This is a genomic window from Empedobacter brevis, from assembly GCF_965118635.1.
Classification (GTDB): Bacteria; Bacteroidota; Bacteroidia; order Flavobacteriales; family Weeksellaceae; genus Empedobacter; species Empedobacter brevis_A.
The window spans coordinates 20,970-35,104 of record NZ_CBCPHV010000017.1 but is presented as its reverse complement, the minus strand read 5'-3'; the positions used below and the strand labels follow the sequence as shown (position 1 = coordinate 35,104).

Sequence of the window (14,135 nt, the reverse complement as noted above, 5' to 3'; positions counted from 1 at the left end):
ATTCGAAACCTTTTTTAAGAGAATCGATACCACTATTGAGAAAGTTTAGTTTCATATCAATGTATATTAAAAACTGTGTTTAATAAATCAAAATTTAGCATCAGAGACAAAAATTGAAGAAAAAAAGTTGGATTTCGACATCACTGAGCAAAAATCATTTGTATTTCTTATAAACCCAAATATACAAATAAAACTACATTTTATACCTTGTTGCGTAAAATAATGAAACCTCTCTAAAAATCGCTTTTAAAGAGGTTGTTATTTATAAAATTTACATTTTGTGCCTAAAATTGGAATTATGCGATGGTTATCCTTACTATGTGTAGTTTATTTTTTTGCAATTTCTAATATGTATTCACTATATTCTATTCTTTCCTTCTCGAAATCTTCATTTGGATATTTGATTAGATAAATTCGAACTAACGCATTAAGTAAAAGATTTAAGGAATATATTATATTAGATAATTCTTTTTCTTTAAATAGTTTTATCTCTTCTTGTGATTCTGGTCTTTTATCTTTTAGTTCAGTTAAGCCTAAAGTGAACATCGCTCCAAATGTTGTACCGTGTAAAACTTCTGACGAATATCTATAAATTACAAAAAGTGGTATTGCGAAAGCTATTCCAATATGTTCACCGAATTCTTTAGTAATTTGTTCTATTTTTTGTGTAATAGTTTTTTTATCTACACCTGTCCAATCTCTAATTTCTTCACCTGTTGATAGATCTGTAAACTTTTTAATAGAATTTTCTAATTTATCACTTTTAATAACGCTCTCGACATTATCTAATTTGATGTTTATGTTTAAGTTCCCAATATTCAAATTCCTATCTAAATCTCGATACATTTTTTGATATGCATATTCTAATGATTTATCTATAAGTTCTTTTGGCTTTGAAGCTATGAAACAAATATTTGTAGATGTTTCTAAAATCATTCTAGAAATTGCATAAGAGTCATTTAGTTTATTATGGATTGACAGTGTTAAAAGTGTATCAGAACTTTCAATTATTCTTGTCCCATAGAAAAGAAACATCATTTTTAAAGAATCTTTGATATCTGGTTTGTCAATTGTTACTTTCTGAACTAATTTGATATGCAGTAAAAATGCTTCTTGATATTGTCTTAATTTGTCGTATTGTTTGGGAATATGCATTGTCTTAAAATAGTATGTAAGATTGTTTTTTACGAAACTACTATAGCTTTAGTTTCGCTTAAATAACAAATATATAAATAAAACTATATTATAACCATTGTTGTGTAAATAAAAAAGAGCTCTACATTGAGCCCTTTGTTTATATTTAATATGAAGTATTTATCTATAATAAAAAACTCAGGAGTTAATCAACCTAAAAATTAACTCCTGAGTATTTAACATTAACCATGCCTATAGATTAATAATACCAATTTAGATGTTTTTATTTTAAATGAAACATTTTTAATTACTTAATGTCCTTTACTCACTTTACAAACTCCTCGTAGGTATCAGATTTTTCATTTTCTCAGTTCGTAGGCTCTATTAAATCATAAATACTTACCCTTAATAGATTTATCTAAATAGATTCAATCTTCACCACCTCACTTTTAATTACTTTAGTACCTGCTTCATTATAAGTTTGTTCTACAGTAACTTTAATTCTATCGTATTGTGGAGTTGGAAAATCTAATAATTCTCCAATATTTTTATATCCAAATGCTTTTGCTAAAAGTGTTATATGACGAGTTGAGTACTTGTGTCGTTGTGTAGTAGATTCAACATTACCTACAAAAGATTTAGCAACACCCATTTTCAAGCTAAGCTCATCTTTAGTAAATCCATGTAATTTCCTAAGAACTTTAACATGATTTATTAAGTCAAAATCAAATTGAGTAGTTTCAAATTCAAATAATTTATTCATTTATTATAAATTTATTTATCCAACTTGTTGGATATTAAAATAATTGTATTATATTTGTTATAGCGATTTGATAATTAGACTTTTAATAGTCTTAATTAAACGATGTTTTCTCGAGTCAAAACGACCAATTTTCCATCGAGAACACCGTGAAATCGCTCCATGTCTAAAAAAGTATTACTTTTGTATAAGGCATGTGGGCGGTTCTCACGTTAGCTTTAGATGGAAACTTTATTATCCTCGGATTTTAAAGATGGGTTTGGTCGCCCTTGGCTCTAAAGTGTGAGACTGCTCCTTGCTTTTTTAGTAAGAGATTCTTCATACCCGAGAAACATCGTTCCATAAACCAAACACAAAATGAGAACGAAACAATTTCCATTCATCTGTAAAAAACCACCAGACCGAGTCTGTTCGTTTTTCCCTTTCTTTTAAAGAATCAATCCTCCGTTTTTATAACATTTAACGGATCGTAAAGAAAAGGTTCTCCTTTCTTTACACACTCTCTATCAGTGCCTCAGTAATGAGACTTTGACAGCTATCTTATACTTTTATTTTTCGCACACTAAATGTATAGCGATTCTTGTCATTTTCCAAATTTATTGGGGCCTACCTTTTTTGAAATGCGGGATGCGAAATTCGAGGTTCGGGATTTGAGAATTGAGAAATGTATTATGTAGTATGTATTATGTCTTATGTAGTAAGTATTGAAATGAGGAGTGAGAGATACGGAATGCGAGAAGTGTATTATGTCTTAAGTCCTAAGTAGTATGTACAAATTAGATTTAAGTATTGAGATTTGAGTATTGAGAATTTATATGACAATGAATTTGATTATTGAAAAAAGGATAAAAACGTAGAACGTTAAGCCGTAGACCGTAAAACTAAATAAATGTGGTCATAAAGATTGGTAATCGTTGATTATGCGTAGTCGTGTTGATTGAGTGTAGTCGCAATCATAAGTAGATAATGAGATTCTTCGATAAGCTTAGAATTAGAAAATAGTTTATATAAAAAAAGTATCCCCTGAAAGCTTAAAAATAGGAAAAGAAAGTCTTTTCATAAAAAAGTTTAGGTTGAGGTAAGTGAGTAAGGGGATCTTTTGATAAAAGTAGTATGGTAAATGTACAGGTGTTGCCTATAACTAAAATCCACAAAAAACAAGATAGCGAACATTCCTTAACATTTTATACACATTGTTGGAGACATTTTCTCTTTTAAAACAGAAACTACTTGTAGTTTACCTAGCCCTTTTATTAAGCTGGGAGGGTTAGGGTTTTTTAATGCGGGATGAGTTTTGAGAAATGCGAGGTGCAGGAAGCGAAATTCGAGGTGCGAAATGCGAAAATGTATTAAGTCTTATGTAGTATGTACAGATTAGATGTGAGAAGTGAGAAGTGAAATGCGAGATGAGAGATTCGGAATGCGAAAAGCGGGATTTTAGATTTTAAATGACAAGTGGATTTGAATATTGAAAAAAGAATTAAAAACCCGACGATTTAGAATGGAAATGCAATTCAACTCTAAATTATTGGAATAAGAAAAGTTGGAGTGTTTGAGTGAAGCGAGTTGCCAACTTTATGGAAATAATTTAGTTAGTTGAATCATTGAGAGTCTACTGTCGGCATCTTTTTTTGTTTCGTTTTTTTGGATGAGCAAAAAAATGAAAGGAAAAGACTCTTCAGCAAGGACGGTTTTAGAATCTGTTTTTAAAAAGTGGATTTCAATATTGAAAAAGAATAAAAACGTTAAGCGTATCACGTATAACTTAATAAATGTGGTTATAAAGATTGGTAATCGTTGATTGAGCGGAGTCGAAATCATAAGTAGATAATGAGATTCTTCGACAGGCTCAGAATGACAAAACTCGTTATAAAAAGTGGATTTGAATATTAAAAAAGAATAAAAACGTAAAACGTTAACCGTAAAACTTATAACGAAAAAATAACCCCCTTTCCCCAAAACAAAGTTGGCACGATGTACAAGGAAAAGGAGTGGCTTTTAAAACTAATGTTTAACTAAAAACTATTGTAAATCATGAAAGAGTAAAAAGACTCAAATTCTGTCCCCCGACAACGCCTTAAGAAGTAAGTAAATGATCTTCATAAAGTGATTAGTGTTAATTTTGTTTCATTTATTAATTTAATTTTTAAAACTAGTTGGAGGGGGATTTATTTAGGAGAGAAATTGCGGGATGCGAGATGCGAGATTCGAGGTGCGGGATGAGAAATGCGGGATTTGAGATGTGAGATGTGAGTATTGAGTATTGAGAATTTATATGACAATGAATTTGATTATTGAAAAAGGATAAAAACGTAGAACGTTAAGCGTATAACGTAAAACTTAATAAATGTAGTTATAAAGATTGGTAATCGTTGATTGAGCGGAGTCGAAATCATAAGTAGATAATGAGATTCTTCGACAGGCTCAGAATGACAAAACCCGTTGTTAAAAGTGATAACAAATTTGAATATTGAAAAAGGAATTAAAAACCCGACGATTTAGAATCGAAATGCAATTCAACTCTAAATTATTGGAATAAAAAAGTTGGAGTGTCTGAGTGCAGCGAGTTGCCAACTTTATGGAAATAATTTAGTTAGTTGAATCATTGAGAGTCTACTGTCGGCATCTTTTTTTGTTTCGTTTTTTTTGATGAGAAAAAAAATGAAAGGAAGAGAATCTTCAGCAAGGACGGTTTTAGAATCTGTTTTTAAAAAGTGGATTTGAATATTAAAAATGAATAAAAACGTAGAACGTTAAGCGTATCACGTATAACTTAATAAATGTGGTTAGAAAATAATAATCGTTGATTGAGCGGAGTCGCGTTGATTGAGCGTAGTCGAAATCATGAGTAGATAAGATGATATGTTCATTTTTGTCTTGACACAAAAACGAACCAAAAAGGTCAAGTCTGTGCTTCCAAGTCGGTCAATAACGGCTATTCACTAAATGTTTTAAATCATTCGCATATGAAATGCGAACAGTAAACCATTTTTAACGCTCACTACGCCGAATTGACACTCGACTCTTCAGCAAGGACGGTTTTTAGAATCTGTTTTTAAAAAGTGAATTTGAATATTAATAAGAATAAAAACGTAGAACGTAAAGCGTATCACGTAAAACATAACAAAAAACCCCTTTCCCAAAAACAAAGTTGGCGCGATGTACAGGGAAAAGGAGTGGCTTTTAAAACTAATGTTGAATTAAAAACTATGTAAAATTATGAAAATATTTTACTTTAAACTCAATAGGCATACAATAAGTGTGCTATTGGGATTGGTTTGTGCTACACCCCTATTTGCACAAACAGGAAAAACCGTGACTGGAACGGTGAAAGATCAATCTAGTCCCCTATTAGGTGTGACAGTGATGGAAATAGGTACCGATAATAAAACTATTACAAACGAAAAAGGTGAATATTCTATTACTCTACAGAATGAAAATTCAGCTTTGCACTTTGAGCGCTTTGATTACTTTGGTGTTAAACTTTCTGTAAGAGAATCTAATGTATTGGATATTAATTTAGAAAGAGATAAGGAAAGTATAGCGTTGAATGAAGTGGTTGTAAATGCGGGATACTATACCGTAAAAGATAAAGCACGAACGGGTTCTATTGCGCGTGTTACGGCTAAGGAAATAGAGAATCAGCCGGTAAACAATGTACTTTCTGCTATGCAAGGTCGTATGGCAGGTGTGAGTATCGTACAAAATTCTGGGGTTGCTGGTGGTGGGTACGATATACAAATACGCGGACGTAATAGCTTGAGAAGTTTTGCTTTAAAAAGTGGATATGAAGCCAATACACCTTTGTATGTAGTAGATGGGGTTATTGTATCAGCTGCAAATGAATATGCTTCAGGCTTATCAGGGGCTATTTTCCCTTATCAAGATGTGAATCCATTAAATTTTTTAAGTCCATCTGATATTGAAAGCATCGAAGTGTTGAAAGATGCAGATGCAACCGCTATTTATGGATCGCGTGGTGCAAATGGGGTTGTTCTTATTACGACAAAAAAAGGAAAAAACGCCAAAACAACGATACAATATGCAACCTCCTATACAATTGGGGAAGTAGCACAACTTCCAAAGATGATGTCGACTGCTGATTATCTAGAAATGCGTAAAAATGCTTTTGCTAATGATGGTCTTACAACTTATCCCGCGAATGCCTATGATATTAATGGTGCATGGGATCCCACAAAAAATACCAATTGGCAAAAGTATTTTGTCGGTGGTAAATCAATCCGAAGCTCAAATGAAGTTCGATTATCTGGTGGGAACGCTCAAACGAAATTTATGGTAAGTGGAGGTCATCAAGAAGAAACCACTATTTTTCCTGGGGATTATCGGTACAAGAGAACGAAAATGGGATTGAATCTTTCTCATGAAAGTGTAGATAAACGATTAAGACTTCAGTTGAATAGTTTTTATACGCTACAAAATAACTATCTCCCTCCGACCGATTTTATGAGCATTTACCAATCATTAGCACCAAATGCTCCAGATTTATATGATGAAAATGGAGTAATTAATTGGGCGAATAATACGTTTGCAAATCCCATGGCTGCTGCTACACAGAATTATAAAAGTAATCAAACCAATTTTCTTAGTCAGCTAAGTCTAAATTACAAAATCATAAATGGTTTAACGGTTCAACTTAATAGTGGTTACACAACTAATGACGCTGATGAACGAATGATTTATCCAAAAACCTTGTACAATCCTATTTACAACTATGGAAGTGAACGGTCAAGCTTGTCAACTTCTCAAACGCAACAACAGAATTGGATGGTTGAGCCCCAATTGAATTATCAGAAAAAATGGAATAAACATAAAATTGAAGCGTTAGTGGGGACAACTTTTCAGCACACATCTTCTGATTATTTGATGCAAAATGGATTGAATTTTACTTCAGACGAATTCATTGAAAATATGGGAGCAGCCACTACAGTTAGAATAACACGTGATGCTTCATCTACTTACCGTTATACAGCACTTTATGGACGCTTGAATTACCAATATGCTAACCGATATTACATTAATTTAACGGGAAGACGTGATGGATCGAGCAGATTTGGACCAAATAATCGTTTTGCTAACTTTGGTGCTGTAGGAGCTGCATGGATTTTCTCGAATGAAAAATTTTTACAAGATTCTAATTGGTTGTCATTTGGAAAAATTAGATCAAGTTATGGTACAGCAGGAAGTGATAACATAGGCAATTACCAGTTTTATGATACCTATGCTCAAACTTCAACTGTTTATAATGGAACGCAAGGAATAGTACCCAGTCGATTGTTTAATGCCAATTATGGTTGGGAAACCACACGTAAATTTGAAGTAGCATTGGAATTAGGGTTTTTACGTGATCGAATTCAATTAACTTCAGCCTATTACCGTAACCGTTCGGGCAATCAATTAGTCGGTATTCCATTACCTAGTACAACAGGTTTCACTTCTGTACAAGCAAATTTGGATGCAGTTGTTCAGAATCAAGGATTTGAATTTACATTAACAGCTAAACCCGTAAACCACGCTAATTTCCAATGGGAATCATCCGTTAATTTTAGTGTTCCTCAAAATAAATTAATCTCTTTTCCAAATTTAGAGGCCTCTACTTATGCTTCTACTTTGGTAATTGGTAAATCGATGACCTTAAAAAAGATGTACCACTATTTAGGAGTTGATCCCTTAACAGGTGTTTATCAATTTGAAGATGTGAACAATGATGGGAAATTGGATGTAAACGACCGTACAGTCGTTAAAGAATTAGGAGTAAAATGGTATGGTGGATTACAAAATAACTTCCGATACAAAAACTTTCAGTTGGATGTATTGATGCAAGTTTCGTCACAAACGCGAGGGAATATCGTCTCAATGATGGGTAATTTGGGCTCTATAGGAAATTATAGTACTGAATTTTTGGATTATTGGACGCCTACAAATACTGATGCGCGTTATCAAAAACCGACCAGTGGTGCTAGTAGTGTATTGAGTACTGCTAATGCTAATTTCAGGTTAAGTGATGCCAGTGTAATGGATTCTTACTACATCCGTCTCAAAAATATTCAACTCAGTTATCAACTCCCTCTAAAAACATTGAAACGCTTTCAGGGGACAGTCTTTTTTCAAGGACAAAATTTATGGACATCAACCAATTACAAAGGGCTAGATCCTGAATTTAATCTTTCAGGGTATACACCCGCTTTACGTACATGGTCATTTGGGTTTAACTTAACATATTAACAATGAAAAAAATTATTATCCTATTATTCGTAGTATCGTATTCGAGTTGCGAAAAATTTATTGACCTCGATTTGCCAAAAGATCAAATTACACAAGAAACGGTATTTAAAGATGGTAGATTAGCTCAATCAGCCTTAGCAGGGCTATATCAGTCTTTAAGAGAAAATGGATTTCTATCTGGTGGTTTTTTGGGAGGCGGAGTTTATTTTGGATGTTATACCGACGAATTGGTTTCTTATCAAACAGCTAATAGTTCGGTTGATCAATTTTATCAATTAAATTTAAATCCAACTTCCAGCGCTGTCAAAGAATTATGGCAAACAACTTATAATCAGATATACAAAGCCAATCGGATTATTGAAGGCCTAGAAAATTCAAATACAATCGAGTTATCTACGAAGAATCAACTGAAAGGTGAAGCGTTGTTTATTCGTGGATTGTTGCATTTGTATTTAGTTCAAAGCTATGGAGAAATCCCTTATATTACTACTAGTGATTATAAAGTAACACAACATGTTTCTAAGAATACGATTGAAGAAGTTTATCAAAAAATAGAAGAAGATGTATTACTAGCCCAGCAATTATTAGCGTTAAATACTCCAGTTGGTAATCGATTTATCCCATCAAAAGAAGCAACTGAATTAGTTTTATCACGCTTGTATTTGCTTCAGAAAAGATGGGATGACGCGATTAAGGTTACTACAAATTTAGCTCAAAATGATTCCTATAAATTAAGACAAGATATCAGTAAAACGTATTTAAAAGATAATTCATCTACTATTTGGCAATATGCACCAGCTTCAGCTTCAGCAACAACTTTAGAAGCAAGTATTTATCTCATGTTTTTTGCTCCACCTTATATTGTGGCTTTACAACCATCTTTCGTCGATTCTTTTCAAACAGGAGATTTACGTTTTCAAAACTGGATAGGAACGATTGCTGATTTTACAGGTAAAAAGTATTACTATGCCTCTAAATACAAGCAATACTCCACAGCTGATGGACAGAATGAATATTCGATCATTTTACGTAACGAAGAAACGATCCTTAATCGAGCTGAAGCTTATATTCAAAAAGGAGATTTAGCAAATGGGGTCATGTATTTGAACAAAATTGTAACACGTGCAGGTTTGACCGCTGTAACAATGGGGACAAAAGAACAATTGTTGGAACGTGTCTTAGAGGAGCGTCAACATGAATTGTTTACAGAATATGGTGCACGTTTTTTCGACTTGAAAAGACTGAATCAACTGAATGCTAAAATGATTGCATTGAAACCTAAATGGAAATCGACATTTGAATTATTCCCACTTCCTGAAAGTGAACTTTTATTGAATCCTAATTTAAATCCGCAGAATGATGGTTACTAAAATAATTTTACAAATTTTACTTCTTCTTTTTGTATTGCTCGGTCAACTAAAACCTGTTATGGCACAAACCGTCAAAGAGTTTAGCGATTCTTATAAAGACTACCATATAAGTACTTTATATGAACAAAGTCCTAACTTGGATTGGATGATTGTACGACATTTGTATGGAGAAGGAAAAGTGGAATATGAACTTGTTTCTTTAGAGAAGAATAGAACGAGTAGATTATTACCTGAAACATCTTCATTTAAATTCACAAGTGATTCGGTTTTAGTGTATCAATTGCCTAACAAAGAGGTGGTGTTTGAAAATTTGTATACACGAAAGAAAAAGAAATTTGAGGGTGTTATAAATCTTATTCATCTTCCATCTAGTCAAACTCTTATTTTAAAACCGATTGATCTAACTGAAATGATTATTACTGATGCAAATGGTAAGGTGAAACACTACTTAAAACATTTGAAGAATAATCGAATCGATTTTATATCTCAGAAAATATATTTTGAAACTGATGCTGTTTGGAATGTTTTAGACCTAAAGCAGAATAAAACTAACCAACTCTTCAATTTTCCAACTGTCGATTGGTTGCATGAAAATAATACAAAATGGATAGGGCTAAAAAAAGAGAATGATCAAATGCGTTTGATGGAAAAAGATAAAAGCAATCAAATAATTTCTGAATCGATTATTCTACCTCCAAACCCATCTCTTTTTACGGAAAATTATATTACCAACCTTGAAATAAGGGAGGAACGATATCTTTTGTTTAAGCTTGCTTTAGAAAATAAAAAAAATCAATTAGCAGAAATAAGTTATACCAATCAATACAGTCCTAAATTTTCCTCTAGTTTACAATTAGGTATTTATGATCTACAAGAAAAAAAATGGACATGGGAACCGGATAAAACTAAACCCTATCAAAGACAAAAGTTTTTAACAAAAGGTGGTGATTTTATGTTGTTTGATCAAGCATTGAATGTTGTTGATACGTTAACCAATGATAGATTACCCATGCACTTGGTGAGAGATTACGGAAGGATTCAACAACCTATTGCCAATCAATATACACATGAATTTAATTATTATTATGATCCAAATACAGATTATGTTCTTTATTTCGAAAAAGGAAGATGGAAAAGTGAAAACTTATCTACACACGAAATCAAAGAAGCACCATTTGAAGCGAATGTTATTTTGGTTAATGGTAAATACAATAATTTAGGTGATGTACCTAAGGAGAAAATTACCCCTACTTTTCAAAAAGGTATTTTTATAGTAAAATCTGAATATGATTTGTACAGTTGGGATATCCTAAAAAATACAATCCAATTGTTAACCAATGGGGCTTCTGATCAAATAAATTATGAATTGAAAGAACAACCTCTTTGGATAATGGGAGAATCACCTTTGAATGTTGTCAAAAATCGACCTGTGGATTTGAAAAAGCCACTTTTGGTTAGAGGAATTTCAATGAAAGATTATACCACAAATTTAGGAATCATCAAAGGAAATAAATTTAAAATTATTGCACAATCAGATTTTACCATCAAAGATTTTGAAGGCGGAGAAAGAATTGTCTACACAACATCAGGCTACAATGAACCTTTAAAAATTTATGAAGTAAAAGGAAATAAATCCGACTTAAAATATGCAAGCAAAGGGATGAAAACTGGCACTCGCCCTCCACTAAAAAAGAAATTGCTGCATTATACAGTGGATGGTCAAGAATTAAATGCCTATTTATTTTATCCGATAGATTACGATTCGACAAAAGTTTACCCAATGGTAGTTCGGGTTTATGAAAAACTTTCGTACGATTTTAGAGAGGATGATATACCTAGTTTATTTTCTGGAATAGGTTTTAATTTTATGCATTATGTATACAACGGTTATTTTGTTTTGATACCCGATTTGGCCTATAAAGTGAATGACTCACAAAAAACAGCAATCAAAAGTATCGAATATTTAATAAATGATATCAAGTCTATTCCACAAATTGATTCCAAGCATATTGGACTTACAGGTCAATCTTTTGGCGGGTATGAAGCAGCTCTGTTTATGGGAACAACCAATCTATTTGCAACAGCGATGATAGGTGTTCCTGTGATTGATATTCCTAGAAAATATTTGACAGAGTATAAATTTAATAAAAATTTTTATTCAGATTATGCGAGAGAAGAGCGTCAACAAACACGAATGAACAGTAGTTTATTTGATAATTGGCAAGGTTATTTGGAAGCTTCCCCTATTTACCATGTGAAGAAGGTACAAAAACCACTCTTACTTTGGGGAGGTAGTTTAGATGAAAATATATTACCAGAACAAGTACGTTCTTATTTTTATGGTTTAACACGAGTTCGTAAAAAAGCTGTCTACCTTAATTATCCAGATGAAGGGCATAGTATATTAAAAAAACAAAATCGTTTAGACTTAAATTATAAAGTATGGCAATGGATGGAACATTTTCTGAAAGGAAAACCCGCTGCAGATTGGATACAACCCATGTTAGAGAATTAATATAAATAATTTTTAAGTTTAAAAACTTTAAAAAAAAGATAGCTCCCAATTGGGAGCTATTTTTTTAAGGTTTGTATACACTTCTTTGCGACCTTATGATTACATAAAACAGATAAAACGTAATTTGAAATGGGATGAACTGAACAAATAATTAACGTTTCCATTATTTTTTCGTGTATTTGAAGCCTTTCGTTAAATAAAAGTATATCAACATTAAAATCATCTTCGTATCTTCACCTCTCAAACAACAAATAATGAAATTCGTTACTTTCCTAGAAAATCAACAAGAAAAAGTAGGCCTTGTTTGGCAAGATGCTATCTATGATTTAACAAAAATTAATCACAACTTACCCACTACCCTAATTGATATTTTAGCTGATGATGAATTTTCACTTTTAATCTGTGAACAGATTACGAACGAAATTTCACGTGGTGAATACAAAAAAGCGATTGTAAATGAACCGCAAATTTTAGCTCCTATACCTCATCCATCAAGTTTTAGAGATGCGTATGCTTTTCGCCAACATGTGGAAACTTCGCGCTTGAATAGAGGTTTGGACATGATTCCTGAATTTGATCAATTTCCTGTATTCTATTTTTCTAATCACCAAGCTGTGCAAGGTCCAGGAAAGGTGTATGCTATGGAAAAACATTTTGACCGCATGGATTTTGAACTTGAAATTGCGATTGTCATAAAAAAAGAAGGAATCAATATAAAAGCAGAAAATGCAGATGAATACATTGGTGGTTTTATGGTTTTGAATGATTTGAGTGCGCGTGCTTTGCAAATGGACGAAATGAAACTAAACCTTGGTCCTGCTAAAGGAAAAGATTTTGCGTCGATGTTTGGGCCATATTTGGTGACGCCAAATGAAATTGAGAAATATAAAGTCGCTCCTAAAGAAGGACATATCGGAAACTGCTATGATTTGGAAATGACATGTGCTGTCAATAACATTGAGGTTTCTAGAGGAAACTTTAAAGATATGCATTGGACTTTCGCAGAAATTATAGAACGTATTTCTTATGGCGTTAAACTATTTCCTGGGGATGTTATCGGTTCTGGAACTGTAGGCACTGGTTGTTTTCTTGAGCTGAATGGAACAGGAAAACGCAAGGACGCAGCATACCAAGAACAATGGTTACAGCCAAATGATACTGTAGAAATGTCTGTAACAGAATTAGGAAAATTAGTAAATTCTATTCATCTTTATAATCAATAAACTCAATTTATGCAACATACAAAATCTTTCGAGCCAAATACAAGTCAATTTGATGATATTTTCAAACATGCTATTTCTCCTCGTCCTATTTGCTTTGCAAGTACAATAGATAAAGATGGAAATGTGAATTTGAGTCCTTTTTCATTCTTTAATATGATGGGGCAAAACCCTCCTATTTGTGTCTTTTCTCCATTAAGAAAAATGAGAGATGGTTCTACAAAACATACTTTAGAGAATATATGGGAGCATCCGGAATGTGTTATAAATATTGTCAATTATAACATTGTTCAACAACAGTCATTGGCAAGTGTTGAATATCCGAAGGGTGTAAATGAATTTGTGAAAGCTGGTTTTACAGAGCTTCCATCAGAATTGGTAAAACCTCCTCGCGTTGCCGAATCGCCTGTGCAATTGGAATGTAAAGTACGCGAAGTAATTTCGGTTACAGATCAGCCAGGAGCTGCGAATTTAGTTATTGCAGAAGTGGTTCGTTTACATATTCACAAAGATTTGTTGGACGATAACAACAAAGTTTCTCCTTATGACTTAGATTTAGTAGGTCGTTTGGGAGGAGATTATTATTGTCGTATTATTCCAGAATCTATTTTCGAGGTCGAAAAACCGACGCGTACCGTTGGTTTAGGAATAGATCAGCTACCTGATGAGGTAAAAAATTCGAATTATTTGTCAGGAAACAATTTAGGTCAACTGGGAAATGTAGAGAAATTACCAACTGAGGAAATGATTCTTAATTTCAAAGAACAATTAATGCAACGACTAGATATTCAGAAGTTTAAATCTGTTGAAGTGCGTCATCAAGTTGCCGCAAAACTTTTGGAACAAGGTGATGTGAATGGTGCGTGGTATTGGTTATTAATGGAAATTTAAAA

7 protein-coding genes are annotated in these 14,135 nt (G+C 32.8%); 5 read left to right on the top strand and 2 right to left on the bottom strand.

What is annotated here, in order from left to right; translation table 11 throughout:
• Nucleotides 1–327: 327 nt before the first annotated feature.
• Both ACMHJW_RS13925 and ACMHJW_RS13920 read right to left on the bottom strand, forming a co-directional pair.
• On the bottom strand, nucleotides 328–1,155 hold the full coding sequence (locus ACMHJW_RS13925) for a DUF5677 domain-containing protein (protein ID WP_413534010.1): 828 nt from the start codon (nucleotides 1,153–1,155) through the stop codon (nucleotides 328–330).
• Nucleotides 1,156–1,552: 397 nt separating this feature from the next.
• Nucleotides 1,553–1,897, bottom strand: coding sequence for a helix-turn-helix domain-containing protein (locus ACMHJW_RS13920; RefSeq protein ID WP_413534009.1), 345 nt, complete (start codon nucleotides 1,895–1,897; stop codon nucleotides 1,553–1,555).
• Between the two features lie 3,216 nt (nucleotides 1,898–5,113).
• On the opposite strand from ACMHJW_RS13920, the gene ACMHJW_RS13915 reads away from it, so the two are divergent.
• From ACMHJW_RS13915 to ACMHJW_RS13895, 5 genes are all read left to right on the top strand, one after another.
• Nucleotides 5,114–8,137 carry a SusC/RagA family TonB-linked outer membrane protein gene (locus tag ACMHJW_RS13915; protein ID WP_413534008.1) on the top strand — a complete coding sequence of 1,008 codons (3,024 nt, stop codon included), beginning with the start codon at nucleotides 5,114–5,116 and terminating at the stop codon, nucleotides 8,135–8,137.
• 2 nt (nucleotides 8,138–8,139) lie between these two features.
• The gene (locus ACMHJW_RS13910) at nucleotides 8,140–9,507 is read left to right on the top strand and encodes a RagB/SusD family nutrient uptake outer membrane protein (RefSeq protein WP_413534007.1); all 1,368 of its coding nucleotides are present in this window, start codon (nucleotides 8,140–8,142) and stop codon (nucleotides 9,505–9,507) included.
• Between the two features lie 58 nt (nucleotides 9,508–9,565).
• Nucleotides 9,566–12,022, top strand: coding sequence for an alpha/beta hydrolase family protein (locus ACMHJW_RS13905; RefSeq protein WP_413534006.1), 2,457 nt, complete (start codon nucleotides 9,566–9,568; stop codon nucleotides 12,020–12,022).
• A gap of 254 nt (nucleotides 12,023–12,276) precedes the next feature.
• A complete protein-coding gene (locus ACMHJW_RS13900) occupies nucleotides 12,277–13,245 on the top strand; it encodes a fumarylacetoacetate hydrolase family protein (RefSeq protein ID WP_413534005.1) in 969 nt (322 codons plus the stop codon).
• A 9-nt stretch (nucleotides 13,246–13,254) separates the two neighbouring features.
• Nucleotides 13,255–14,133 carry a flavin reductase family protein gene (locus ACMHJW_RS13895; RefSeq protein ID WP_413534004.1) on the top strand — a complete coding sequence of 293 codons (879 nt, stop codon included), beginning with the start codon at nucleotides 13,255–13,257 and terminating at the stop codon, nucleotides 14,131–14,133.
• The last annotated feature ends 2 nt before the right edge of the window (nucleotides 14,134–14,135 follow it).